Below are 25309 nucleotides of genomic sequence, written 5' to 3' on the forward strand. Positions count from 1 at the left end.
CAATAGAATGAAGGCCATGCGCATCCACATCGCCACCGATCACGCCGGTCTCGAGTTCTCGACCCAGTTGCAGGAGCATCTGCGCGCGGCGGGCCACGATGTCACCGATCATGGGCCGATCGCGTACGACGCGCTCGACGACTACCCGGCGTTCTGCATCCGTGCCGCACAGGCCGTCGTCGCGGACCAGGCCGCGGGGATCGAAGCCGCCGGCATCGTCTTCGGCGGGTCGGGCAACGGCGAGCAGATCGCGGCGAACAAGGTGCAGGGCATCCGCGCCGCGCTCGTCTGGAACCTGTCGACCGCCGAGCTCGCCCGCGAGCACAACGACGCGAACGTGATCTCGATCGGCGCCCGTCAGCACACGTACGACGAGGTCACGTCGTTCATCGATCTCTTCCTCGCCACGCCCTTCTCGGGCGAGGAGCGCCACGTTCGTCGGATCGGGCAGATCGCCGACTTCGAGCGCGACGGCTCCCTGCTGCCGGACCCGCGGGCCTGACATGCCCGAGGGTCATTCCGTCCACCGGATCGCGCGCCAGTTCGACCGCAACTTCATCGGGAAGACGCTCTCCGCCGCCAGCCCGCAGGGCCGATTCGCCGAGGGCGCCGCGGTTCTCGACGGCCGATCCGCCGTGAGCGTGCAGGCCGTCGGCAAGCAGATGTTCCTCGAGGCCGAGGGCGACGTGTGGCTGCGCGTGCACCTCGGCCTCTACGGCGCCTGGGACTTCGCGGGAGAGATCCTCGTCGACCCGACGATCGCCTCGGCGAACGGTCGGATGGGGCAGACCAACCAGCGCGGCACGGTCATCGACGAGGAGATCCTCGACGACGCCGGAGAGAACTCGCTCGCATCGATCGGCGCCCCGCGGCGCACGCGCGTGCACGTGCGCATGTCGGAGCAGACCAAGGGCCTCGCCGACGAGGGCGTGGAGTGGCCGCCGCCCGTGGTCGGGCAGGTACGTCTGCGTCTGATGACCGACATCACCGCCGCCGATCTCCGCGGCCCCACCGCGTGCGTCCTGCAGACCCCCGACGAGATGCTCGCGACCATCGCGAAGCTCGGACCGGACCCGCTCGTCGGAGACCCGGTCGAGAACGAGGAGCGCTTCGTCCGCGCAGTGCGGAAGAAGCAGACGGTCATCGCCCTCCTGCTGATGGACCAGTCGGTCGTGAGCGGCATCGGAAACGTGTACCGCGCCGAGATGCTCTATCGGCAGCGGCTCAACCCGCACACCCCGGGACGTGACGTTCCCGAGGACGTCGTGCGTGCCCTCTGGCACGATTGGGTGCGGCTGCTGGCGATCGGCGTCGAGACCGGCCAGATGATGACGATGGACGACCTGTCGCCCGAGCGGTATCGAGCAGCCATGGCGAGCCGTGACGACAGGCACTGGGTCTACCACCGCGCGGGTCTGCCGTGTCGCGTGTGCGGTACCGAGATCGCCCTCGAGGAGATCGGCGCGCGCAAGCTCTACTGGTGCCCGCGCTGCCAGGCGTGAGAGCCCGGGATCGAGTCGAGTCCTAGGCTGGGAGGATGCGTCAGAATCCCAGCTTCACTCTCGCCGATCGGGCGGAGATCCGTCGCGTGATCGGGGCGAATCCCTGGGCCACGATCACGAGCAGCACCGCCGATGGACTCGTCGCCTCGCACTACGCCGTACTGCTGGACGACGCGAGCGACGACCTGACGGTGGTGGGTCACGTCGGCCGGCCCGATGACCTCATCCACGGACTCGGCGACGGTGAGATCCTCATCGTCTTCCAGGGGCCGCACGGTTACATCTCGCCGGGTTGGTACGGCGATGTGGCCGCTGTGCCGACGTGGAACTACACCGCGGTGCACCTGTCGGGCGTGCCCGAGATCCTGAGCGCCGACGAGAACCTCGCGGTGCTGGACCGTCTCGTCGACCGTTTCGAGAGCGAGCTTCCCGACCCGCGACGGATGTGGGAGCGGCCGAACGATGCGGCCTTCATCGAGCGTCTTGCGGCCGGCACCGTCGGCTTCCGGTTGACCCCGACGCGCGTGGTCGCGAAGCGCAAGCTCAGCCAGAACAAGCCCGCGGAGACGATCGAAACGGTCATCGGCGAACTGATCGGCGAGGGGCCGTACGCCAACCCGGCGTTGGCATCGGAGATGCGTCGGGCGCAGGACGCACGGAAGGAGAAGCGGGCATGAGCGTCGTCGGTGACGAGGTCGGGATGATCCGCGGGGTTCGCATCGCCGGACCCGGTCGTGAGTTCCTGATCGACGAGGAGCCGGTGGACATCGTGATCGCGGACGGACGGATCGCCGACATCGCGCCCGCCGGCGCCCTGCGCCCGACCGGTGCGGTGCTCGATGCCGAGGGGGCGTGGGCGGTGCCGGGGCTCTGGGACAACCATGTGCACACGGTGCAGTGGGCGTTGGCGGCCGAGCGCGAATCGCTGGATGACACTCTCTCGGCCGCCGAGGCGGCGTCCCGGATGGGGGCGGTCGCGCCTCTGTCGGACGGGCGGCGCGTGGGAACGGGGTATCGCGACGCGCTCTGGGACGACCGCCCGACGCTCGCCGTGTTGGACGCAGCGACCGGTGAGGTGCCGACGTACCTCATCAACGCTGACGTGCACAGCGTGTGGCTGAACTCCGCGGCGCTGCGGCGCGAGGGCATGTCGACCACCGACGGGGTGCTGCGCGAGGAGGGGGCATTCGAGATCTCGCGCCGTCTGAACGCGGTCGACCCCGAGCATGCGGACCGCGCAGTGCAGCGAGCGGGGGAGGAGGCCGCGGCTCGCGGAGTGACCGGGATCGTCGACTTCGACATGGCCTGGAACGCGGATGCCTGGCCGCGCCGTGTCGCGAGCGGGTTCGCCGCGCACCGGGTGGAGTTCGCGGTGTACCCGTTCGACCTCGCTCGGGCGGTGGCGGAGGGTCTTCGTACCGGTGAGCTCATCGACGATGCGGACCTTCCGCAGGCGCGACGAGGCCTCATCCGGGTGGGACCGTTGAAGATCATCAGCGACGGCTCGCTCGGCACGCGGACCGCGGCGTGCACGCACGCGTACCCGGGTGATCCCTACAACTTCGGGGTGATGACGGTTCCCCGCGATGAACTGATCGGACTGCTCACCACCGCGACCGGCGCGGGCCTCGCCGTCGCCGTGCACGCGATCGGCGATCGCGCGGCCTCCACCGCGCTGGACGCCTTCGCCATGACCGGGGCCGTGGGCTCCATCGAGCACGCGCAGCTCGTCCGGCACGCCGATCTCGCGCGATTCGCCCGACTCGGCGTCACCGCGAGTGTGCAGCCGCAGCACGCGATCGACGACCGCGATCTCGCGGAGCGGCTGTGGGCGACGCAGGATTCCCTGGGGTACCCGCTCGCATCGCTGTTCGCCGCGGGGGCCGATGTGAGGTTCGGTTCCGATGCGCCGGTGGCTGCCCTCGACCCCTGGCAGGCGATGGCCGCCGCCGTCACACGTACCGAGAACGCGCGCGACGCCTGGCATCCCGAGGAAGCGGTGACCTTCGATCAGGCGCTGCAGGCGAGCATCCGGTCGACGAGCGTTCCCGGAGCTCCCGCCGACCTGGCGTTGTGCGCCGCGGATCCGCGGCGAGCGACGGGGACGCACCTGCGCGACATGCCGGTGGTCGCGACACTGCTCGCCGGTCGCGTCACCCACCGGGCCTGAACAGCACGAAGGGCCCCGGGATCGAATCCCGGGGCCCTTCTCTCGTTCTCGTGCGACGAGATTACGCGGCGATGTGCGAGACGAGGAACCAACGGTCCTTCTCGAGGCCGCGCATGATCTCGATCGCGACGTCCTGGCTCGTGAGGTCGACCTCGTCGAGGCCGTCGATCGCGGCCTTGGTGTCGACCAGGATCGCGTCGATGTCGGCGATCACGGCGCGGACGAGTTCGTCCGACTGCGTGAAGCCGGCGGGGACGCCGGTCTCGCCGGCCTTCGCGGCGACCGCGCTCACGCGGGCGTCGATCGGGAGACCGAGGGCGACGATGCGCTCCGCCGCGGTGTCGGCGAAGTCGCCGGCGTGGGCGACGATCGTGTCGAGGAGTTCGTGGACGCCGACGAAGTTGGCGCCGCGCACGTGCCAGTGCGCCTGCTTGCCGTTGATCGTGAGCGCCTGCAGGCCCAGGACGACGGGCGAGAGGAACTGTGCGGCGGCAGCAGCCACGGTGGGGTCGCTGGCGGTGGTGGAAACGGTCTGTACCTTGCTCATCTTGTGCTCCTCCGAGGTGCCTTTTCGTACCTGATGAAGACAACGCTACTCAGGTTGAAACATTCCGCAAGCAAGCTGAGGCTCCGCTAACCGTCCCGAAAATCCGCGGAATCACGCGGAAGTGAGGATAGTCTCGCCTCATGAGCATCGCATCCGGAGCATCCGTCCTCGCCCTCCCCGATCGGGAGCCGTCGATCGATCCCGAGGCGTTCGTCGCCGAGGGTGCTCGCATCGTCGGCGACGTCACTCTCGCGGCGTCGTCGAGCGTCTGGTACAACGCGGTTCTCCGGGCCGATTCGGCCTCCATCGTGATCGGAGCGGGCAGCAACGTGCAGGACAACGTCTCGGTGCACGTGGACGCCGGACACCCGGTGCTGATCGGGCGCCATGTGTCGATCGGGCACAACGCCGTCGTGCACGGATGCTCGATCGGCGACGGTTCGTTGATCGGCATGGGGGCGGTGATCCTCAGCGGCGCGGTGATCGGGAGCGGGTGCCTGATCGCGGGTGGTGCCGTCGTGCTGGGAGGCACCGAGGTGCCGGACGGATCTCTCGTCGCGGGCGTTCCTGCGAAGGTGCGTCGCGCCCTGACCGAGGAGGAGCGTGCCGGACTGCTCGCGAACGCCGACATCTATCTCGCGCACCAGCAGGTGCACGCGCGCGCGACGGAGGTATGACCCGGGGCACCGCTAGGCTGGACGTACACGGGGCGGTGGCCAAGCTGGTCAAGGCAGCGGGCTCATAACCCGACGATCGTGGGTTCAAGTCCCACCCGCCCTACCGTGCCGTGACAGTGGATTAGGCTTGCCTTAGTAAAGATGAGAATCACGGCTTCCGACGACAGCAGAACACCGGGCGAATCCTTCGCCGCTCCGCAGAGGGGCGCGCACGACAGCGACCCGGTGATCGGCGTAGGCACCGCGTCGGGCAAGGCGATCCTCTTCGGGGAGCACGCCGTCGTCTACGGGCACCCCGCGATCGCCCTTCCGCTGCGCGATCTTCGCGTTCGTGCCGAGGCGGAGCCGCTGCCCGAGCGCCGTCTTCTGCACAGCGCGCTCTACACCGGTGACCTCGGTCGGGTTCCCGACCGCCTCGCCTCCACCGCTCGCGCGGTCGAGGCGACGATGAGCGCGGTCGGCGCCGACGGCTCCGGGGTACGGGTGCACGTCGAGAGCGACCTGCCCGCGGAACGCGGTGTGGGATCGAGCGCCGCAGTGTCGGCGGCCATCGTGCAGGCCGTCGCCGCCGCCTTCGGTCACGAACTCGATCCCACCGAACGTCATCATCTGATCCAGATCGCGGAACGCGCCGCGCACACGTCGCCCAGCGGGCTCGACGCACGCACGGTCGTCTCCGACCGGCCGGTGTGGTTCCAGGACGGCAGCGCGCACGATCTCGAGGTCGCGGGTCCCCTGTCGTTCGTGATCGCAGACTCCGGAGTGCGGGGACGCACGCGCGAGGCCGTCGCCGCCGTCCGCGCGCTGCGCGACGCCGATCCGATCGCCGTGGAGCGGCGGCTCGATCGGCTCGGAGCGCTCGCCCGCGAGGGTCGGGCGGCGCTGGCATCCCCGAGGCCGGAGGAGATCGGCGTCCGAATGGACGAGGCGCATGCGCTGCTCGGGGAGCTGGGAGTCGGAGATCCCGCGCTCGACCGGCTCGCCGGCATCGCCCGCACGGGCGGCGCGCTCGGAGCCAAGCTCACCGGAGGCGGTCGGGGAGGATGCGTGCTCGTGCTGGCGCGTGATCCCGATCATGCGACGGAGCTCGCGCACGACCTTCGCGGACGAGGCGCCGCCGCCACCTGGACCACCGAACTGAGAGGAACGCGATGACCGCCGTCACGGCCCGCGCCCACCCGAACATCGCCCTCGTCAAGTACTGGGGAAAAGCGGACACGGCGTTGAACCTGCCCGCGACGGGCAGCCTCTCGATGACGCTGGACGTGTTCCCCACGACCACGACCGTGACGCTCGCGCCGGATGCCGCGCACGACGAGGTCGTGCTCAACGGAGCGGTCCGTGAGGGAGTGGTCCGTGATCGTGTCGTGCGCTTCCTCGACATCGTGCGGGAGATGGCCGGGTCCCGGACCGCGGCCGTGGTCGATTCCGTGAACACGGTGCCCTCCGCCGCCGGTCTCGCCTCCTCCGCGTCGGGGTTCGCCGCCCTCGCCGCGGCGGCGTCGCGTGCGTACGGCCTCGACCTCAACCGAACGGCGCTCAGCCGACTCGCCCGCCGCGGGTCCGGATCCGCGGCGCGATCGGTGATTCCGGGGTTCGCGGTGTGGCACGCAGGCAGTGATGTGGAGTCCTTCGCCGAGCCGCTCGACGCCCCCGATCTCGCTATGGTGATCGCGATCGTGAATTCCGAGGAGAAAGCCGTCTCGAGCCGCGACGCCATGAAGCGGACGGCGCTCACGTCGCCGTTCTACCCCGCGTGGGTCTCCTCGACGACGGAGACGCTGTCGGCCGCGGTGCAGGCCAGCCGTGACGGCGACGTCGAGCGTCTCGGGCGGATCACCGAGACGAACGCGCTCCGCATGCACGCGGTCATCCAGTCGTGCGATCCGCCCGTGCGATACCTGTCGCCGGTGAGCGTCGCCCTCTTCGACCTCGCGGAGTCGCTCCGAGCCGACGGTCTGCCGGTCTACGCGACCGCCGATGCGGGGCCCAACGTCGTGTTCCTGTGTCGACCGAAGGACGCGGATGCCGTGGCCGCGGCGGCCCGTCCGCTCGCGGAGACCATGATCGCGCGTCCAGGGCCCGGAGTGGAGGTGCTCGCATGAGCCCCGTCATCACGGTCCGCGCACCGGGCAAGCTGTTCATCGCGGGGGAGTACGCGGTCGTCTCGCCGGGCGAGCCCTCCGTGCTGGTCGCCGTCGACCGGTACGTGTCGGTCTCGGTGTCGGAGAGCGTCGGCGCCGGGAGCATCCACTCGCCCGAGTACGGGCGTTCGCCGCTGCTGTGGACCCGCAGTGCCGACGGGCTGCGCATCGATCCGGAGCACCACCCCTACGACTACGTGCTGGCGGCGATCACGATCGTCGAGAGGCTCCGCGCCGACCTGCGGGTCGCCCCGCGCTTCTTCGATCTGCGGATCGAGAGCGGTCTCGACGACGTCAGCGGACGCAAGTTCGGCCTGGGATCATCGGCGGCGGTCACGGTGGCGACCGTGCGCGCACTCGACGAGTTCTACGGGCTGGGCCTGGATCGCCTGGCGGCGTTCAAGCTGTCGATGCTCGCGACGATCCGGGTCAACCCCAGCGCATCCGGGGGCGATCTGGCAGCGAGCGCCTTCGGCGGATGGATCGGCTATCGCGCGCCCGACCGGGATCTCCTCGGAGAGAGGTCCGAGAGCGGACCGATCGCACCGCTGCTCGCGGACGAAAACCTCTGGGCGGGCCTCCAGATCGTGCGTCTGCATCCGCCGGAGCAGCTGCGGTTCGTGGTGGGCTGGACCGGCGAACCCGCGTCGACGGCGCGACTCGTCGACGAACTCGGCCGACGAACGCTGGCGGGAGCGGTCGATCACCCTGCGTTCCTGCTCGACTCGCGCGCGTGCGTGTCGGCGCTGTGGGAGTCGCTCTCGCGCGGCGACGACGCGGCGACCCTCGACGGCATCCGGGAAGCCCGACGACTGCTGCAGCGCCTCGGCGCCCAGGCCGGGCTGCCGATCGAGACCGCGCAGCTCGCAGTGCTGTGCGATATCGCCGAGGCGGCAGGGGCGGCCGCGAAGCCCTCCGGCGCGGGCGGCGGCGACTGCGGCATCGTGCTCGCTCCCGTGCACACCGATCTCGCCGACATCTTCCGCGAATGGGAGCATCACGACGTGCGTCACCTCACGATCGGCGTGCACCCGCCCGAGGGGGTGCTCGATGTCCTCTGAGCGCAAGGACGATCACGTGCGGCTCGCCGCAGCCCAGCAGGACGAAGCGCGCATCGCATCGAACGGCTTCGACGACGTCGCGTTCGTGCATCACGCCCTCGCGGGGATCGACGCCGAGCGCGTCAGCCTCGCGGGTGATCTGCTGGGAGCACGCTGGAGCGTGCCTCTCTACGTCAACGCGATGACCGGCGGAAGCGAGAGCACCGGACGCATCAACCGCGACCTCGCGATCGCCGCGCGGGAGGCGGGAGTGCCGCTGGCTTCGGGATCGATGAGCGTCGCGCTGGAGAATCCCTCTCTCGCTTCCACGTTCCGTGTGCTCCGCGAAGAGCATCCCGACGGGTTCCTCTTCGCCAATCTGGGTGTCGAACGCACGCCGGACGACGCGCGCCGAGCCATCGATCTGATCGAGGCGAACGCGTTGCAGGTGCACGTCAACAGCGTGCAGGAGACGGTCATGCCCGAGGGACGCCGCGCGTTCTCGTCGTGGCAGCGGTCGCTCGAGTCCCTGGTGGCGGCCGTCGACGTGCCGGTGGTCGTCAAGGAGGTCGGTTTCGGGCTGAGCGCCCGCACGCTCGCCCTCCTCGCCGATCTCGGCGTCGCCGCCGCGGACGTGTCCGGTCGCGGAGGAACGGACTTCGTCCGTGTCGAGAACGCCCGCCGCGGGGGAGAGGGCTACGCCTACCTGGCGGGATGGGGGCAGTCGGCCGTCGAGTGCCTGATCGACGCCCCGGCATCCGCCCCGGTCCTCCTCGCCTCCGGCGGCGTGCGCACACCGCTCGATGCCGTGCGCGCCCTGGCGCTCGGCGCACGGGCGGTGGGCGTCTCCGGCCCGTTCCTCAAGACGGTGCTCGACGGCGGTCCCGAGGCGCTGGCCTCGCGCCTCGGGGAATGGACCACGCATCTCACAGCGCTCTCGGCGCTCCTCGGCGCCGCGGCGACCTCCGACCTGGTGCGCACCGATCTCGTCGTCACCGGCGACACCGCAGACTTCTGCCGCGCGCGGGGCATCGACCTCGCGGCCCTCTCGCGGCGCTCCGACGCACGATGACCGAAAGGCTCCCCATGTCCGACGCCCTGTTCACCCCCATCCCCACGCGCTGGGTCGGTCCGCTGCTGCTCAGCGGCGAGGTCGAGGGCGAGCAGTCCGTGCCGCTCGCGACCTACGAGTCGCCGCTGTGGCCGTCGGTGGGGCGGGGTGCCCGGGTATCGCGGCTCGTCGCCGGCGGCATCCGCGCCACCGTGGTGGACGAGCGGATGACGCGATCCTCGCTGTTCGTCGCGCCATCGGCGGCCGATGCGGTCGCTGCAGCCCGCAGCATCGAGGCGCGCCGAGACGAGCTCGGAGCGGTCGTCTCGGAGCGCAGCCGTCATGCGCGGCTCATCGACCTCGACACCGAGATCGTCGGACACCTGCTGTTCGTGCGGTTCGCGCTGACGACCGGAGACGCGTCCGGTCACAACATGGTGACTCTGGCAGCCGAGGGGCTCATGGAACGGGTTCTCGCCTGGCACCCCGAGTTGGAGTACGGCTCGATCTCGGGCAACTACTGCTCCGACAAGAAGGCCACCGCGGTGAACGGCATCCTCGGTCGGGGGCGCAGCGTGATCGCCGAGATCCTCATCCCCGCCGACATCGTCGAGCAGCAGCTGCGTTCGACGGCCCGTCGCATCGTCGAACTGAACGTGCGCAAGAACCTCGTGGGTTCCACGATCGCCGGGGCGCTGCGTTCCGCCAACGCGCACTACGCGAACATGCTCCTCGCGTTCTACCTCGCCACGGGGCAGGACGCGGCGAACATCGTCGAGGGCTCGCAGGGCATCACCTATGCGGAGGAGCGCGGAGACGGCGACCTGCTCTTCTCCTGCACGCTGCCGAACCTCATCGTCGGCACCGTCGGCAACGGCAAGGACCTCCCGGCCGTGGAGGACGCGCTCGAGCGTCTCGGCTGCCGCGAGGAGCGCGCGCCGGGAGGCAACGCCCGCCGCCTCGCCTCGCTCATCGCCGCGACGGTGCTGTGCGGCGAGCTGTCGTTGCTCGCGGCCCAGACCAACCAGGGAGAACTCATGGCCTCGCATCTGTTGCTCGAGCGTCGTCAGGGAGGTGCGAAGTGACCGTCGTCGGCATCCACGACCTGTCCATCGCCACCGCGAGCCGCGTTCTCGATCTCGCCCTCCTCGCGGAGCGCGCCGGCATCGATCCCGACAAGTATCGGATCGGCCTCGGTCAGGATCAGATGAGCGTCCCCGCCCCCGATGAGGACATCGTCACGATGGCGGCCGCGGCCGCGCTGCCCATCGTCGAGCGCCATGGAGCCTCGGGCATCCGCACCGTGCTCTTCGCGACCGAGTCGGGCGTCGATCAGTCGAAGTCGGCGGCGGTGTTCGTGCACGAGCTCCTCGGACTGGACCCCGCGACGCGCGTCGTCGAGCTCAAGCAGGCCTGCTACTCCGCCACGGCCGCTCTGCAGTTCGCCCTCGGGATCGTCGCGCGCCAACCGGAGGAGTCGGTGCTCGTGATCGCGGCGGACGTCGCCCGATACGCGGTCGACACCGCCGCGGAGCCCACGCAGGGCGCCGGTGCCGTGGCGATGCTCGTCACGCAGAATCCCGCGATCGCCGAGGTCGAGCCGGCCACCGGCATCCACACCGCCGATGTCGACGACTTCTGGCGACCGAACGACAGCGACACGGCCGTCGTGAACGGCAAGCTCTCGATCGACGCCTATCTCGACGCCTTCGTCGGGGCATGGGACGACTATCGAGCGCGCGGGGGCGCGGCTATCGAGTCGATCGACTACTTCTGCCACCACCAGCCGTTCACGCGGATGGCGGTGAAGGCGCACCAGCGCCTGGCGGTGCACACCGGCGCCGCGCTGACGCCCGCTCAGATGGAGCCGACCACTCGGTACAACCGTCGTTTGGGAAACTCGTACACGGCATCCCTCTACTTCGCTCTCGCCGCCCTTCTCGACGGTGAAGACGACCTGACCGATCGGCGCGTCGGGATGTACAGCTACGGCTCGGGCAGCATCGGCGAGTTCTTCTCGCTGCGAATTCACCCCGGCTACCGCACGGCACTCCGTACCGAGGCGACGAAGCGCATCCTCGATTCCCGGAAGCCGCTCGACGTCGATGCGTATCGGGCGCTGCACGCCGCGCACTCGGCGTCGAGCGAGGTCGACCGTGAGATCGCGCCGACATCGCCGGCGCCGTTCCACTTCATCGGGGTTCAGGGGCGCGCGCGCCGGTACGCCCGCACTGACGCATGAGGTAGCGTTCGGAGCATGACGGCCGGCGACGAGCTGACGACGATTGCGACCGAGCTGTACGTGCGTCCACTCGGCGAGTTCGTGAGCGCCCGTCGTGCGAGCGCGAAACAGGCCTCCGACCGCGGGCTCGCGGCGGAGATCGCGGCGCTGCGCAAGCCGTCGATCGCCGCCTGGGTGGTGAACGTCTTCGCGCAGGAACGCGCTGCGGAGCTGGGTGAGGCGCTGCGACTCGCTCGCGAGCTCCGTGAAGCTCAGGACGATCTCGATGCGCCGGCACTGGCTCGGCTCGGTCGCGAGCGCCGGGCGCTGACACGCAGGCTCGCCGAGCAGGCCCGCGACCTTGCGATCGCCCGCGGCGAGAAGGTCACTCCGGGCACGTTGGATGCCGTGCAGCAGACGATCGGCGCGGCGTTCTTCGACGAGGCGGCATCGATCGCCGTCGCTTCCGGACGCCTCATCCGCGAGATCGAGCCCTCCGAGAGCGTGGCGCTCGGCGACGTCATGGCCGGGGGACCGGTGCACGGGGGAGAGGCCGCTCCCGAGCACCATGTGGACGAGCTGGCGGAGCGGCGTCGCAAACGTCAGGCCGAGCGTGCCGTGCGCGATGCCGAGGATGCCGTCGCGTCCGCCGAACGCGCGCGGGCCGCGGCGGAGAGCGCGGGCCGCGATGCCGACCGTCGCATCGACGAGGCGAGCGCCCACATCGTCGCTCTCGAGCGGGAGCTGGCGCGCACCCGCGTCGAGTTGGACGGTGCGCGGCAGGACGCCGACGCGGCGAGATCGCGCGTGGCCACGGCGACAGAGGCCGTCCAGGTCGCCTCCGATGCCCTCGATCGGGCGCGCGCGGACCTGGACTCCGTATGAACAGATGACTGTATGCGAAGGAATTGAGTCTGATATCAGTATTCCGGTGGCGCTGAACCGTTCCATTCCCAGCTCCTGCCCCTCGGCACACCGCTGCAGGTGCGCTGAGTCCGAGGTCACCGCAGACGGAAGGCCCCGGACGCGCATGCGCCCGGGGCCTTCCGTCTGATCACCGCGAGGAACGCCTCGTCTCGGCATCCGATCCGGACGGGGCGTCCGGGGCATCGCCGTGGGCGCCCGGCGTCGGCCGCGCACGCAGCTCGGCCTCGAGCTTCTCGGCTTCCTCGCCCGTGATGGCCTCTCCCCGCGCGACGAGTCCTGCCTGATCCGACAGGGGGATCTGCTTGAGGAACAGCGAGAGCACGAGCGCGAGCACGATGAACGGCACGAGGTACCAGAACACCGGAGCGAGGGCGTCGGCGTACGCGGTGACGATTCCGTCGCGCACCTCGTCGGGCAGTGAGTTGAGGGTGGCCGGGTCGATCGTCGCGGCGGATTGGGCGGCGTCGGAAGACGACGCTCCGGCATCCGTGAACACGCCGAGCAGGTTCTCGGTGAGACGGGTGGTGAAGATCGTGCCGAACACCGCCGTCCCGAGAGAAGCCCCCACCTCGCGGAAGTAGTTGTTCGTGCTCGTCGCGGTACCGATCTCACCGGCCGGAACGGCGTTCTGCACGACCAGCACGACGACCTGCATGATGAGGCCGAGTCCGGCGCCGAAGACGAACAGGAACACGCAGATGAGCCAGATGGGCGTCTCGGCCGACAGCGTGGTCATGGCGACCATCGCGATGCCGGTGAGGACCGTTCCCACGATCGGATAGGCCTTGTAGCGACCGGTCTTCGAGATCGCGATGCCCGAGAAGATCGAGGTTCCGATCAGTCCCACCATCATCGGGATCATCAGCAGTCCGGATGCCGCGGCGGAGGTGCCGGAGGACATCTGCAGGAAGGTCGGCACGAAGCCGATCGCGGCGAACATCCCGATGCCGAGAACCAGCCCGATCGCGGTGGCGTTCACGAAGATCGGATTGCGGAACAGGCTCAGCGGGATGATCGGGTCCTGCACGCGGGACTCGGTGATCACGAACGCGGTCGCCGCGACGATCAGTCCCGCGCCCCAGGCCCACGTGGCCATCGAGGACCAGCCGAAGTCCTTGTCGCCACCGAAGTCGGTGAAGAAGATGAGGCAGGTCGTGGCGATCGAGAGGAAGATGACCCCGAACACGTCGATCGGCTTCTCGGCCTTCTTGCTGGGGAGCTTGAGGGCGACGAGGGCGATGATGAACGCGGCGATGCCGACGGGGATGTTGATGTAGAACGCCCACTGCCAGGTCATGTGATCGACGAAGAAGCCGCCGAGCAGCGGCCCGGCCACAGCGGAGAGGCCGAAGACCGCACCCAGGGGGCCCATGTACTTGCCGCGCTCGTTCGCCGGAACGATGTCGGCGATGATCGCCTGCGAGAGGATCATCAATCCGCCGCCGCCGAGGCCCTGCAGCGCGCGGAAGACGACGAACATCCAGAAGTCCGTCGCGAACGCGCAGCCGACCGAGGCGAGGGTGAAGAGCGCGATCGCCACGAGGAACAGGCTCCGTCTGCCGAGCACGTCGCCGAACTTGCCGTAGATCGGCATGACGATGGTGGTCGCGAGGAGATAGGCCGTGGTGATCCACACCTGATGGTCGACGCCGCCGAGTTCGCCGACGATCGTCGGCATCGCGGTCGAGACGATGGTCTGATCGAGGCTGGAGAGCAGCATCCCGGCGATCAGGGCGCTGAAGATGATCCAGATGCGGCGCTTGGTGAGCAGGAAGGGCGCATCTGCCGTGGCGGTGGTGGACATTCAGTGGTCTTTCTGTGCGGAGGTGAAGAGGTCGCGGGCGATGTCGAGGCGTTCGGCGACGAGTCGGCCGAACGGGATGGGGGACTGGTGATCCAGGATCTGAGCGACGGCCAGGCGGATGCAGGCGCCGACGGTGTGGACGACGACCTCGGCGCGCATCGTCTGATCGGCGCCTTCGCGGCGCACGATGAGGGCGACGTCGCGGCGCTCGTTCTCGGCCAATCGCTCGAACGCGCCCTTCAGCAGTCGCGGTTCGTGCTCGATCACCTGGAGGAGGGCGGGGGCGTCGGACAGCGGGTCGAGCATCTCCCAGCGACGGACCACGACGTCGACGAAGTCGTCGAGCAGGTCACCGCTCTTCGCCACGAACTCGTCGTCGAGCTCGACGAGGCGCGGATCGATTTCGGTGTATCCGAAGACCGCGTTGTCCTTGCTCTCGAAGTAGTTGAAGAACGTGCGGCGGGAGACCCCCGCCTCGGCGCAGACCTCTTCGACGGTGAACCCGGCGAAGCCGCGCTCGATCGTCAGGCGTCGAGCCGTGTCGGTGAGTGCGCGGATGGTCTCGCGCTTGCGAACATCGCGGAGCGAAGGTGCATTGTTCTCCATAGAGTGCAAGTTTGCACTTCAAACCTTGGAGTGCACTGAATGGAGGGGCGGGTCAGCCGCGCGAGGCCTCCAGAGGCGCATCGGAACTGATCTGCTCATCGATCAGAGCGATCCCGCCGGTCGAGTTCGCAGAATGGGCGAGCGCCTCGATCCACTGGCGGCTCAGTTCCGGCGGCTCCGCCTCATCGAAGACGAAGCGGAGGGGAATGGAGGGGTGCAACCAGATCGTCGATCGTCCAACGGCATCCGTCTCCGGGTGCTTCCACGACAGCGTGAAGCTCTCGTTGCGCCGGAGCTTGGTCGAGATCACGACCTTCAGGTGCGCGAGTGCGCGATCCTCGATGCCGATCGGTTCGGCGCTATCGCCGTAGTAGAGACTGCCCACAATCGGACTCTACGGTGCCCCGCGACGCTCGGTCTCCCGCACGGAACGACGCGCCGCTGACGCGAAACGTCCGTGCGCCCGATGTCATCTGCGCGCCTGGGCCGCGGTGGCCGACGGCGCCACCCCGTACTCCGAACGGTATGACGCGGCGAAGCGCGACGGGTGGCTGAAACCCCAGCGTCGTGCCACCACCGCGATCGAACCATGGCCCCCGTCGGAGAGGTCGCGATGCGCGCCCGCCAGACGCGCGCGGCGCAGGTACTCGGCCGGAGTCGAGTCCAGCGCCCGGCGGAAGGCGTACTGCAGGCCGCGTGTCGAGATGAACGCGGCAGCGGCGACGTCGTCGATCGTGATCGGGCGGTGCGCGTTCTCGTCGATGAACACGAGTGCTCGTCGCACGGCGATCGGAGCGGCCCCGCGCTGAGCCGCGCGCGACATCGAATCGTGGATGCTCGTGGGGAAGACCGACAGCGTGACCGCCAGCGCATGGCGCTCGAGCTCGGCGCGCAGGATGCCGTCGGCGGCGGTCTCGGCGACCGCATCCTCGAGATACGCGACCGTGCGCTCCCAGTGGCGTCCGGATTCCTCGTCGCGCGGGGCGAGGCCGGACGATCGGAGTGTGAGTCTGTCGTCTCCGGTGATCTGGCGTACGCGTGCCTGCGCCGCCGCCCGGTCGATCACCAGGGCGCGCACGCGCGCGGTGTGCTCCCAGCGCGCATGCACCTGCGCGCCGTCGGTCAACCACGGCTGGCCGGCGTCGATGGACTCCCTCCCGGAGCCGACCTCGGCGTTGGGCGCGGCGACCCGGCAGACCAGGAGCTCGTTCTCCGGTTGCGCGACGGACTGCACCTCCGCCGCGAGGTCGTACCGCACGAGCGTCAGACTTCCGAGTTCGGCCGACGTCCAGTCGAACATGAAGCGATTCGGATCCACGCGCTGCAAGGAGGCAGAGGGAACGTATTGCCGCCAGGTCTCCTCGACCCGCTCGACCTCGTATGATCTGAACCTCACCGCGTCCCCCTCGTGGCGCCACCGATATATTCCAGTGCGTTCGGATGGTACCGGACGGTGATGCTGCTCATATTCACGGATAGCGGCGGGCGTCACACAGCGTCAACCCCCTTGTTCCCGGGCGCCGTCGTGTGCAAAGTTCGGCACCGACTCTCAGGAGGATGATGGCGACTCAACAGTCGGACGGCCCGCCGGCACCGCACGATCTCGGCGCCAGATCCTGGCGTTTCGTGGCGCGCGGAACCGCGCGCAAGTTCGCCGACGACGGCGCTGCCGACATCGCGGCGGCGCTGACCTTCCACTCCGTGCTGGCCCTCGTGCCGGCCATGCTCGTCGGCGTCTCGGTCGTCAGCCTCCTCGGAAGCGATTCCACGGCGGTGACCTTCGTTCTCGAGGTCGTGCGCGCCGTCGCGCCCGAGGAGTCGGCGATGACGATCGCAGACGCCGTCGACGGCCTCGCGGACTCCGCTCTCGCGGGCCCCGCGCTGATCATCGGTATCGGACTCACGATCTGGGCCGTCGCCCGATACATCGCCGTCCTCGGCCGCGGGATGAATCGCGTCTACGACGTCGACGAGGGACGCTCGCCCTGGGCTCTCAAGTCCATGCAGGTGGCGGTGGCGCTCGTCGTGCTCCTCGCCACGGCGGCTGCGGTGGCCGTGGGCGCCGCGAGTTCGTCCGTCGCCGCGGCCATCGGCGAGCAGCTCGGCGGCGGGGAGGCCGCACTCCTGGTCTGGCGGATCGCGCGCTGGCCGATACTGGTCGTGATCGTGGTCGCCACCGTCGCGTTCCTGTACGACCGTGCGCCGAACATCCGTCATCCGCGATTCCGTTGGCTCAGTTGGGGTGCGGCGATGGCGATCGTCGTTCTCGCCATCGCCTCTCTCGCGTTCGGGCTGTACGTCTCGAGCATCGTCGACTACGAGCGCGTGTACGGGCAGCTCGCCGGCATCATCGTGCTCCTGCTCTGGCTGTGGATCGCGAACCTCGCTCTCGTTCTCGGAGTGGAGTTCGATGCGTCCCTGGAGCGTGCGCGGGAGCTGAGCGCGGGGATCCCGGCAGAGGCGAGTCCGCGCCTCCCGCTGCGGGATCGATCACGGGTCGTCCGCAAGCAGGCGCGACGGAGCGCCGAGATCGCCGAGGCGCGTCGGCTCCGCGATCGGCCGTGATCGCGCGATCGTCAGAGGAGCGGGTTGGCCGCGTCGACGGCGTGCGGACGCACCGGCCACGTACCGTCGACCGCTTCTTCCGGATCGAGGCGGCCGATGCTGATGAAGTACTCGGTCAGGCTCTCCGCCTGAGCCCGTGCCCACCCGATCTGCCGCGTGTGCAGATCGTCGAGAGTGTCGGGCAGCGAGAACTGTCGCGCGATCGCCTGGGCCACCCGTCCCGCGGCGATGGCGTCGGCCGCGGCCTCGTGTGCGCCGTCGAGGGCCACCGCGTAATGGGCGGCGACGAGGCCGAGAGTGCGCTTGCCCCTGCGGTAGCGATCGACGGCCTTGTCGATCACGAAGGGATCGATGATGGGCGCGGGATCGGACAGCGGGGCCAGTCCGTGTCGGACGGCCTCGTGCGCGAGGAGTGAGAAGTCGTAGGAGGCGTTGTACGCGACGACGGGGATGCCCTGATCGAGGAGCGAACGCAGGGCGATCAGCACCTGGGCCACGACTTCGCGTGCGGGGCGCCCCTCCGCCCGTGCCCGAGCGGTCGTGACGCCATGCACCGCGGTCGCTCCCTCCGGGATATCGACACCGGGGTCGGCGAGCCAGGTACGGGCCACGATCTGGTGGCCCTCGGCGTCGAGCACGCCGACATGCGCGGTGACGATGCGATCGGATGTGACGTCGATCCCCGTCGTCTCCAGGTCGAACACGCCGACACGGCGCAGCCAGGGCGGGAGCGGGAGATCGTCGGCCATGGGCCCACGCTAGATCCGGGCTCGGACATTCGGAGGGAGGCGCTCGGGAATCCGTAGACTCGTGACATGACCGTGCCCTCTCCGTACGCCGACCGCCTGGCTCGACTTCCCGTCGAGCGACGGGAGACAGAAGTGCGCGGTGGCACGACGGCGTACTGGGTGTACGGCCCCGAGGATGCCGAGACCACGATCGTGGCCGTGCACGGCTTCCGCGGAGAGCATCACGGGCTGGAGCCGGTTCTCGCCTTCCTCCCGGAGGCACGCGTGATCGCGCCCGATCTGCCCGGCTTCGGTGAGACGGCTCCGCTTCCCGGACGCACGCACGACCTCGATGAGTACGCGGCGTGGCTCGGCGATTTCGTGGGGGAGGTCGCCCCCGGCGCCGTCATCCTCGGGCACTCGTTCGGGTCGATCGTCACGTCCGCGGCCGTGGCGCGCGGGCTCGTGACGCCCCGCCTGATCCTCCTCAATCCCATCGGGGCGCCGGCGCTGGAAGGCCCCAAGGGTGTGATGACACGGCTCGCCGTGCTGTACTACGCCCTGGGAGCGCGTCTGCCCGAACGCCTCGGAACCGCGCTTCTGCGCAACCGCCTCATCGTGCGGGTGATGAGCATCACGATGGCCAAGACCTCCGACCCCGCTCTGCGCCGATTCATCCACGATCAGCACGACACGTACTTCTCGCGCTTCTCGGATCGCGACGTGCTCCGCGACGCCTTCGTGGCGAGCGTCTCGCACGACGTGCGCGGGTTCGCTCCCGACATCCACGTCCCGACGCTGCTGGTGGCCGCGCAGCGCGACGACATCACGCCGATCGAGGCCGAGCGCACGCTCGCGACCCTCTTCGACGACGCGGCGCTCGTCGAGATCGCCGAGGTCGGTCACCTGATCCACTACGAGACGCCGGCCGAGGCCGCCGGTGCGATCAGACGCTTCCTCCGGATTCCCGTCGCGCGAGGCCGATGAGTCCGGCGACCCGGAACGGGATGACCTCGCCCATCGCGAGAGACGTCTCGGTGCGCTCCACGCCCTCGATCGACAGGATCCGCGCGTCGGTGTCGAAGAGGTGACGCGCGTCGCGGCAGGCGACCCGTGCGAGCAGGTCGATCGAGCCGCTGAGCCCGTGCGCCTGCACGACCTCCGGGATGCGGGCGAGCTCGTTGATGATGCGCGGGAGCTCTGTCTGCCGCACTCCGATGCTGACGAACGCCTGCAGCGGGAATCCCAGCACGTCGGGGGAGAAGGCGCGTTCGTAGGAGAGGAAGATCCCGGTCTGTTCGAGCCGGGTCATGCGCGCCTGGATCGTGTTGCGCGACAGCCGCAGGGTCTCTGCGAGCGCGACGATCGTGACGCGCGGGTCGTCGGCGAGAGCGGCGAGGATCTCGAGGTCGGTGCGGTCCAGTCCTGGCATAGTGCCAAACGATAGCAGGACGGATTTCTCGGATGCTTGGCAACATGCTCAAGCCCCTCTCGGATGCTTGAGCGACGTGTTCAGCGGACGTACGCTCGGGGCATGCCGGCATCGTCGCCGGCTCCAGCGCGAGAGCCTCACGAGGGCTGCTGAGAACGAGGAGGACGATGATGTCACCGCAGATCACTCCCATCGCCGACACCGAGCAGGATCTGGAGCTCGCAGAGCGCCTCCTCGATCCGGACGGCACCCGCGTGCGGCATCCGCAACTCGACCCCTTCGTCGCCGACGTCGACCATGACGTGCTGCGCGGACTGCTGCGCGACATGGTGGTGCTGCGGCGGATCGATGCCGAGGGCGTCGCGCTCCAGCGGCAGGGTCAGCTAGGCCTCTGGGCGCCGTGCCAGGGGCAGGAGGCGACGCAGATCGGCACCGCCCGGGCGTTGGAGGATCGCGATTACGTCTTCCCGAGCTACCGCGAGACCGGCGTCATCTATGCCCGGGGCGCTCAGCCCGGCGACTACGTGCGCATGTGGCGCGGTGAAGAGGGATCGGCGTACGATCCGGCCGCACTGCGGGTCGCACCGCTGCAGATCATCATCGGTGCGCAGACGCTGCACGCCGTCGGCTATGCGCTCGGCATCCGGCACGAGGGGGCCGATGAGGTCGCCGTGACCTACTTCGGCGACGGTGCCACAAGTCAGGGCGACGTGAACGAGGCGATGATCTTCGCGGCCTCGTACCGCGCCCCCGTCGTCTTCGTCTGCCAGAACAACCACTGGGCGATCTCCGAGCCGGTGGCGGTGCAGTCGCAGTACCCGATCGCCGGTCGCGCCCCGGGCTTCGGCATCCCGAGCCTGAGGGTCGACGGTAACGACGTCCTCGCCTGCCTCGCCGCGATGCGGTGGGCGCTCGATCACGCTCGTTCGGGCAGGGGACCCGCCTACATCGAGGCGGTCACCTACCGGATGGGGCCGCACACGACTGCCGACGACCCCACGCGCTACCGGCCGGAGGGCGAGCTCGACGCCTGGCGCCGCCGCGACCCGATCAGCCGTCTCGAAGCTCACCTGCGCGCCGCGGGCGAGCTCTCGGAGGAGTACGTCGCGCAGACGCAGGAGACCGCCGACGCGGTCGCCAAGGAGATGCGGGCGCAGTGCCTCGGCATGGTGACCCGTCCGCCGCTGGCGGTCTTCGACGGCGTCTACGCCGAACCGCACACGGGTCTCGACCGCCAACGCGAGGAGTACGCCGAGTACCTCGCCGGCTTCGAGGAGGCGACGGCATGACGGAGCTGACTCTGGGCAAGGCGCTCGGCGCGGGATTGCGGAGGGCCATGCGCGACGACGACCGGGTCGTGCTCCTCGGCGAGGACATCGGCAAGCTCGGCGGCGTCTTCCGGATCACCGACGGCCTCCTCGACGAGTTCGGCGCCGGTCGTGTGATCGATACGCCGCTCGCGGAGTCCGGGATCGTCGGGACGGCGGTCGGACTCGCCTTCCGCGGCTATCGCCCGGTGGTCGAGATCCAGTTCGACGGATTCGTGTATCCGGCCTTCGATCAGATCGTGGCGCAGGTGGCGAAGCTGCACTACCGCACGCAGGGGCGGGTGAAGATGCCGATCACGATCCGCATCCCGTGGGCCGGGGGCATCGGCGCCGCCGAGCACCACTCGGAATCGCCCGAGGCGTACTTCGTCCATACCGCGGGGCTGCGCGTCGTGGCCGTCTCGAATCCCGAGGACGCCTATCGCAGCCTGCGACAGGCGATCGCCTCCGACGATCCGGTGATCTTCTTCGAACCGAAGCGCCTCTACCATCACAGGGGCGAGGTCGACCTGGATGCGCCGCTCGCGGATGCCGTACCGATGGGGCTCGCTCAGGTGGTCCGCGGGGGGACGGATGTGACCCTCGTCACCTACGGCGCGATGGTGTCCACCGCGCTCGAGGCCGCGTCGGCCGCGGAGGACGAGGGCGTATCGATCGAGGTCGTCGATCTGCGCTCCCTCTCGCCGGTCGACTACGACACGCTGGCCGCCTCCGTGCGCAAGACGGGTCGCGTCGTTGTCGCGCACGAAGCCTCGCGGGAGGCTGGTGTCGCCGCCGAGGTGATCGCGAGCATCACGGAGTTCTGCTTCGAGTACCTCGAGTCGGCGCCCCTGAGGGTGACGGGGCACGACGTGCCGTACCCGCCCGCGAAGCTCGAGAAGTACCACCTTCCCGATCTCGACCGGCTGCTGGATGCGGTGGATCGCGTGCTCGATCGCGGCGCACGAACGGGGGTGGACGCATGATCGCCGAGTTCCGCCTCCCCGACCTCGGCGAGGGCCTCACCGAGGCCGAGGTCGTGCAATGGCTGGTCGCTCCCGGTGAGCAGGTCGCGCTCAACCAGACGCTGGCGGAGGTCGAGACGGCGAAAGCGGTCGTTGAACTCCCCTCACCCTATGAGGGAACGGTGGCCGAGCTGCACGCCGACGCCGGAGAGACCGTCGCGGTCGGCTCGCCCCTGATCGCCTTCGAGGTCGTGGGCGAGGAAGCGGATGCCTCCGCTCCGACGGCCGGAGCGGAACGGGCTCAGCCCAATCTCGTCGGATACGGGGCGGCCCCGTCGACGTCGGGGCGGCCTGCACGGCGCGCGCGGCGCGCAGTAACGAGCGCGCCGGTGATCGATGCGGCCGTGATCGAGGCCGCACCGCACGACGCGTCCCCCTCGGTCACGGCCGAGCCGGCGGTCGTGGAGCGCCCGCGCTCGACCCCGCCCGTGCGCGCGTATGCGAAGCGCGCGGGCGTGGATCTCGCCGTGGTCGCGGCCGTCGTCGGCGATCGCGTGATCACCCGCGCGGACATCGATTCCTTCGCCTCGACCGGGGCGGACGCCGGAGGCCGGACAGCCGCGGCGCCACGGCGCGAGACCTCTCCCGCGTTCGGCGCATCGGAGGAGGGGGCGCGCGAGGTGCGCATCCCCATCCGGGGCGTGCGCAAGCACACGGCGGCCGCGATGGTCGAGAGCGCCTTCACCGCGCCGCACGTCACGGTCTTCCACACGGTCGACGTCACGGCCACGGTCGAACTGCTCGACTCGCTCCGCGCCGATCGTGTCTGGAGCGAGCACCGCATCGGCCCGCTCGCGGTCGTCGCCAAGGCCGTGTGCCTGGCGCTCGGTCGAACGCCAGGATTGAACGCGCATTGGGACGAGGCGGCCGGGGAGATCGTCCAGTACCGCTACGTGGACCTCGGTATCGCTGCGGCGACGGACCGCGGACTCATCGTGCCGAACATCCGCGATGCCGAGGGTCTCGGCCTCGGCGGCATGTCGGATGCGATCCGCGATCTCGCGGCCACGGCTCGCGCGGGGAAGACCACACCGGCGGAACTCCAGGGCGGCACGTTCTCGATCTCGAACATCGGGGTCTTCGGCATCGATGCCGGCACGCCGATCCTGCCGCCGGGGCAGTCGGGAATCCTCGCGGTGGGTGCGATCCGACGCCAGCCCTGGGAGCACCGCGGCGAGATCGCGGTGCGCGACATGATGACGCTGAGCCTCTCGTTCGACCACCGTCTGGTGGACGGGGCCGAAGGTGCGCGATTCCTGCGCGACGTCGCCGACGTGCTGCAGGAGCCGGGTCGGGCGATGCTCTTCGGTTAGCTGCGCAGCGCCGCGGAAGCCATGCGCGCCAGCACGTCGCCGGTGGCCGCGTGGCGGCGCGCCGCAGCACGGGTGCTGTGCGGCGTGGAGTTGATGAGGCCGAAACAGGCCTGCACGCGCAGGCGCAGCTCGTCGCGGTCGGCTGGAAGCAGGGGGGCGAGCGTGTCGATCCACAGTTCGATGTAGTCGCGCTGCACGTGCCGGACATCGGCGCGGTCGTCGTCGGCCAGGTGCACGACATCCCGGTCCTGCACCTGGATCACCGCGGCGTTGCGCAGAGCGAAGTCGACGTGGAAGCGGATCAGCGCCTCCATCCTCTCCTCGGCGTCCGCGTCGGCGGTCGCCACCCGTGTGCCACCCGTCAGGAGATCGTGGCTGACCTTCACGAGCACGGAACCGAGCAGCGCCTGCTTCCCCGCGAAATGACGGTAGACGGCGGGGCCGGAGACGCCCACGGCGGCCCCGATGTCCTCGAGGCTGACGCCGTTGTACCCGCGGGCGGCGAAGAGCAGCGCGGCCTCGTGTCGGATGGCATCCGAGCGCTCCGCCTTCGCGCGATCACGCGCGGTGACCGGGGTTGTCATCTCAGTTAATCCTCGCTAACCTGAATCATCGGGTTAGTGCACACTAACCGAAAGATCGTGTGCAGCGCCAGCACCGGGGCTGCGCCGAAGCGTGTCGAGGAGGACACCGCGATGCCCGCAACCCAGCAGGCCCTCGCCGAGCAGTTGCACGCGCGACTCGCCGCCGCGGCGCTCGGTGGCCCGGAGGCCTCGCGCCAGCGCCATGTCGCCCGGGGGAAGCTCCTGCCGCGCGAGCGCGTCGACCGACTTCTCGACGAGGGGAGTCCGTTCCTCGAGGTGGCGCCACTCGCGGCGGACGGGCTGTACGACGGCGAAGCGCCGGGAGCCGGAGTGATCGCCGGCATCGGACTGGTGCACGGCCGGCACGTGATGGTCGTCTGCAACGATGCGACCGTGAAGGGCGGCACCTACCTCCCGATGACGGTCAAGAAGCATCTGCGTGCTCAGGAGATCGCACGCGAGAACCGCCTGCCGTGCCTCTACCTGGTGGATTCCGGCGGGGCGTTCCTCCCCAAGCAGGACGAGGTCTTCCCCGACCGCGACCACTTCGGTCGCATCTTCTTCCACCAGGCGCGGATGTCGGCCGAGGGCATCCCGCAGCTCGCGGCGGTGCTCGGATCGTGCACCGCGGGTGGCGCCTACGTACCGGCGATGAGCGACGAGACGGTCATCGTGCGCGGGCAGGGCACGATCTTCCTCGGCGGTCCGCCGCTGGTGAAGGCCGCGATCGGCGAGGTCGTCACGGCGGAGGAGCTCGGTGGGGGAGAGATGCATGCGCGCCGCAGCGGGGTCGTCGATCACCTCGCCGAGGACGACGAGCATGCGCTCGAGATCCTCCGGGACATCGTGCGCACGCTCCCGGCACCGCGCGAGCCGGTCTGGGAGGTCCTCCCGACGCGCGAACCCGACGAAGCGGGGTCGCTGTACGACGTGGTCCCCGTCGACGTCAACGCCGCGTACGACGTGCACGCGGTGATCGATCGCCTGGTCGACGGCGGCAGCGTCCGCGAGTTCAAGGCGGAGTACGGCACGACGCTGGTGACCGCCTTCGCCCGGATACACGGGCACCCCGTGGGCATCGTCGCGAACAACGGCGTGCTCTTCAGCGAGTCCGCGCTCAAGGGAGCGCACTTCATCGAGCTGTGCGATCAGCGGGGCATCCCGCTCCTCTTCCTGCAGAACATCACCGGCTTCATGGTCGGCTCCGACGCCGAAGCAGGCGGGATCGCGAAGGACGGCGCAAAGATGGTCACCGCCGTCGCGAGCTGCCGGGTGCCGAAGCTGACTGTGATCATCGGCGGATCCTTCGGCGCGGGCAACTACTCGATGTGCGGGCGCGCCTACTCGCCGCGCTTCCTGTGGACGTGGCCCGCTAGCCGGATCTCGGTGATGGGCGGCAACCAGGCGGCATCCGTCCTGGCGACCGTGAAGGAGGACCAGCTCACCGGCCGCGGAGAGTCCTGGACCCCGCAGCAGCGCGCGGACTTCGAAGAACCGATCCGTGCCCAGTACGAGGAGCAGGGCGAGCCGTACTACGCGACCGCCCGCCTCTGGGACGACGGGATCGTCGACCCGCAGCAGACGCGGCAGATGCTCGGGCTCGCGCTCGACGTCGTCTCGCGCGCGCCGCTGCCCGAACCGCGCTTCGGCGTCTTCCGGATGTGAG

At 69.6% G+C, this 25309-nt stretch carries 26 protein-coding genes and 1 tRNA gene; 19 read left to right on the top strand and 8 right to left on the bottom strand.

Translation table 11 applies throughout. The features are described from left to right. The first annotated feature begins 16 nt into the window (after nt 1–16). Genes ACZ5Y9_RS09225 through ACZ5Y9_RS09240 form a run of 4 tightly spaced genes read left to right on the top strand, consistent with a single transcriptional unit; the run spans nt 17 to nt 3672 of the window. Nucleotides 17–502, top strand: coding sequence for a ribose-5-phosphate isomerase (locus ACZ5Y9_RS09225; RefSeq protein WP_247622546.1), 486 nt, complete (start codon nt 17–19; stop codon nt 500–502). Nucleotide 503: 1 nt separating this feature from the next. After that, on the top strand, nt 504–1502 hold the full coding sequence (locus tag ACZ5Y9_RS09230; RefSeq protein WP_247622545.1) for an Fpg/Nei family DNA glycosylase: 999 nt from the start codon (nt 504–506) through the stop codon (nt 1500–1502). Nucleotides 1503–1537: 35 nt separating this feature from the next. Then, a complete protein-coding gene (locus tag ACZ5Y9_RS09235) occupies nt 1538–2179 on the top strand; it encodes an FMN-binding negative transcriptional regulator (RefSeq protein WP_247622544.1) in 642 nt (213 codons plus the stop codon). Further along, complete coding sequence (locus ACZ5Y9_RS09240) at nt 2176–3672, top strand: amidohydrolase (RefSeq protein WP_464471186.1); 1497 nt, start codon at nt 2176–2178, stop codon at nt 3670–3672. Before ACZ5Y9_RS09235 ends, ACZ5Y9_RS09240 begins: the two co-directional genes overlap by 4 nt. A gap of 61 nt (nt 3673–3733) precedes the next feature. On the opposite strand, the gene ACZ5Y9_RS09245 is transcribed toward ACZ5Y9_RS09240, so the two are convergent. Next, entirely contained in the window at nt 3734–4219 is a 486-nt protein-coding gene (locus tag ACZ5Y9_RS09245; protein ID WP_247622542.1) for a Dps family protein, read from the bottom strand. Between the two features lie 140 nt (nt 4220–4359). Here ACZ5Y9_RS09245 and ACZ5Y9_RS09250 point away from each other — a divergent pair, with 140 nt between their 5' ends. The 9 genes from ACZ5Y9_RS09250 to ACZ5Y9_RS09290 all read left to right on the top strand — a co-directional run bounded on the left by ACZ5Y9_RS09250 (nt 4360) and on the right by ACZ5Y9_RS09290 (nt 12237). Beyond that, nucleotides 4360–4896, top strand: a complete 537-nt coding sequence (locus ACZ5Y9_RS09250; RefSeq protein WP_464471187.1) for a gamma carbonic anhydrase family protein — start codon at nt 4360–4362, stop codon at nt 4894–4896. A gap of 29 nt (nt 4897–4925) precedes the next feature. Next, nucleotides 4926–4999: transfer RNA gene (locus ACZ5Y9_RS09255), tRNA-Ile, on the top strand. A 38-nt stretch (nt 5000–5037) separates the two neighbouring features. After that, a complete protein-coding gene (gene mvk / locus ACZ5Y9_RS09260; protein WP_247632267.1) occupies nt 5038–6051 on the top strand; it encodes a mevalonate kinase in 1014 nt (337 codons plus the stop codon). Beyond that, nucleotides 6048–7001 carry a diphosphomevalonate decarboxylase gene (gene mvaD, locus ACZ5Y9_RS09265; RefSeq protein ID WP_464471188.1) on the top strand — a complete coding sequence of 318 codons (954 nt, stop codon included), beginning with the start codon at nt 6048–6050 and terminating at the stop codon, nt 6999–7001. Before mvk ends, mvaD begins: the two co-directional genes overlap by 4 nt. Continuing rightward, entirely contained in the window at nt 6998–8101 is a 1104-nt protein-coding gene (locus ACZ5Y9_RS09270) for a phosphomevalonate kinase (protein ID WP_464471189.1), read from the top strand. Before mvaD ends, ACZ5Y9_RS09270 begins: the two co-directional genes overlap by 4 nt. After that, nucleotides 8091–9152, top strand: a complete 1062-nt coding sequence (fni, locus tag ACZ5Y9_RS09275) for a type 2 isopentenyl-diphosphate Delta-isomerase (protein WP_464471190.1) — start codon at nt 8091–8093, stop codon at nt 9150–9152. Before ACZ5Y9_RS09270 ends, fni begins: the two co-directional genes overlap by 11 nt. 14 nt (nt 9153–9166) lie before the next feature. Next, on the top strand, nt 9167–10216 hold the full coding sequence (locus tag ACZ5Y9_RS09280; protein WP_247622536.1) for a hydroxymethylglutaryl-CoA reductase: 1050 nt from the start codon (nt 9167–9169) through the stop codon (nt 10214–10216). Next, nucleotides 10213–11373 carry a hydroxymethylglutaryl-CoA synthase gene (locus tag ACZ5Y9_RS09285; RefSeq protein WP_464471191.1) on the top strand — a complete coding sequence of 387 codons (1161 nt, stop codon included), beginning with the start codon at nt 10213–10215 and terminating at the stop codon, nt 11371–11373. Before ACZ5Y9_RS09280 ends, ACZ5Y9_RS09285 begins: the two co-directional genes overlap by 4 nt. Before the next feature lie 15 nt (nt 11374–11388). Beyond that, nucleotides 11389–12237, top strand: coding sequence for a transposase (locus ACZ5Y9_RS09290; RefSeq protein ID WP_464471192.1), 849 nt, complete (start codon nt 11389–11391; stop codon nt 12235–12237). Nucleotides 12238–12406: 169 nt separating this feature from the next. On the opposite strand, the gene ACZ5Y9_RS09295 is transcribed toward ACZ5Y9_RS09290, so the two are convergent. The 4 genes from ACZ5Y9_RS09295 to ACZ5Y9_RS09310 all read right to left on the bottom strand — a co-directional run bounded on the left by ACZ5Y9_RS09295 (nt 12407) and on the right by ACZ5Y9_RS09310 (nt 16085). Continuing rightward, a complete protein-coding gene (locus ACZ5Y9_RS09295; RefSeq protein ID WP_247622533.1) occupies nt 12407–14083 on the bottom strand; it encodes an MDR family MFS transporter in 1677 nt (558 codons plus the stop codon). Next, nucleotides 14084–14689 (bottom strand): TetR/AcrR family transcriptional regulator, encoded by a 606-nt coding sequence (locus tag ACZ5Y9_RS09300; protein WP_247622532.1) that lies wholly within the window; start codon nt 14687–14689, stop codon nt 14084–14086. A 52-nt stretch (nt 14690–14741) separates the two neighbouring features. Beyond that, complete coding sequence (locus ACZ5Y9_RS09305) at nt 14742–15074, bottom strand: DUF7882 family protein (protein WP_247622531.1); 333 nt, start codon at nt 15072–15074, stop codon at nt 14742–14744. 84 nt (nt 15075–15158) lie between these two features. Beyond that, nucleotides 15159–16085 (bottom strand): helix-turn-helix transcriptional regulator, encoded by a 927-nt coding sequence (locus ACZ5Y9_RS09310; RefSeq protein ID WP_247622530.1) that lies wholly within the window; start codon nt 16083–16085, stop codon nt 15159–15161. A 164-nt stretch (nt 16086–16249) separates the two neighbouring features. Between ACZ5Y9_RS09310 and ACZ5Y9_RS09315 the strand changes: the two genes are divergently transcribed. Further along, on the top strand, nt 16250–17254 hold the full coding sequence (locus ACZ5Y9_RS09315) for a YihY/virulence factor BrkB family protein (RefSeq protein WP_464471193.1): 1005 nt from the start codon (nt 16250–16252) through the stop codon (nt 17252–17254). An 11-nt stretch (nt 17255–17265) separates the two neighbouring features. On the opposite strand, the gene ACZ5Y9_RS09320 is transcribed toward ACZ5Y9_RS09315, so the two are convergent. Beyond that, nucleotides 17266–18003 (bottom strand): exonuclease domain-containing protein, encoded by a 738-nt coding sequence (locus ACZ5Y9_RS09320; protein ID WP_464471194.1) that lies wholly within the window; start codon nt 18001–18003, stop codon nt 17266–17268. A gap of 66 nt (nt 18004–18069) precedes the next feature. On the opposite strand from ACZ5Y9_RS09320, the gene ACZ5Y9_RS09325 reads away from it, so the two are divergent. Further along, entirely contained in the window at nt 18070–18969 is a 900-nt protein-coding gene (locus tag ACZ5Y9_RS09325; protein WP_464471195.1) for an alpha/beta fold hydrolase, read from the top strand. On the opposite strand, the gene ACZ5Y9_RS09330 is transcribed toward ACZ5Y9_RS09325, so the two are convergent. After that, nucleotides 18929–19414, bottom strand: coding sequence for an Lrp/AsnC family transcriptional regulator (locus tag ACZ5Y9_RS09330; RefSeq protein ID WP_247622526.1), 486 nt, complete (start codon nt 19412–19414; stop codon nt 18929–18931). The two genes, ACZ5Y9_RS09325 and ACZ5Y9_RS09330, sit on opposite strands and share 41 nt — an antisense overlap. A 170-nt stretch (nt 19415–19584) precedes the next feature. On the opposite strand from ACZ5Y9_RS09330, the gene pdhA reads away from it, so the two are divergent. From pdhA to ACZ5Y9_RS09345, 3 genes are read left to right on the top strand one after another with little or no spacing between them, the layout of a single operon-like run. Continuing rightward, complete coding sequence (gene pdhA, locus ACZ5Y9_RS09335; RefSeq protein ID WP_464472738.1) at nt 19585–20703, top strand: pyruvate dehydrogenase (acetyl-transferring) E1 component subunit alpha; 1119 nt, start codon at nt 19585–19587, stop codon at nt 20701–20703. Next, nucleotides 20700–21707: an alpha-ketoacid dehydrogenase subunit beta gene (locus tag ACZ5Y9_RS09340; protein ID WP_247622524.1), complete on the top strand. Its 1008-nt coding sequence runs from the start codon at nt 20700–20702 to the stop codon at nt 21705–21707. The genes pdhA and ACZ5Y9_RS09340 overlap by 4 nt, the downstream gene beginning before the upstream one ends. Then, entirely contained in the window at nt 21704–23059 is a 1356-nt protein-coding gene (locus ACZ5Y9_RS09345) for a dihydrolipoamide acetyltransferase family protein (protein ID WP_464471196.1), read from the top strand. The genes ACZ5Y9_RS09340 and ACZ5Y9_RS09345 overlap by 4 nt, the downstream gene beginning before the upstream one ends. On the opposite strand, the gene ACZ5Y9_RS09350 is transcribed toward ACZ5Y9_RS09345, so the two are convergent. Beyond that, nucleotides 23056–23643, bottom strand: a complete 588-nt coding sequence (locus tag ACZ5Y9_RS09350) for a TetR/AcrR family transcriptional regulator (RefSeq protein WP_247622522.1) — start codon at nt 23641–23643, stop codon at nt 23056–23058. The two genes, ACZ5Y9_RS09345 and ACZ5Y9_RS09350, sit on opposite strands and share 4 nt — an antisense overlap. Before the next feature lie 111 nt (nt 23644–23754). Between ACZ5Y9_RS09350 and ACZ5Y9_RS09355 the strand changes: the two genes are divergently transcribed. Further along, nucleotides 23755–25308: a carboxyl transferase domain-containing protein gene (locus ACZ5Y9_RS09355; protein WP_464471197.1), complete on the top strand. Its 1554-nt coding sequence runs from the start codon at nt 23755–23757 to the stop codon at nt 25306–25308. Nucleotide 25309 lies beyond the last annotated feature (1 nt).

The sequence above is a fragment of the Microbacterium sp. T3-8 genome, assembly GCF_055398145.1.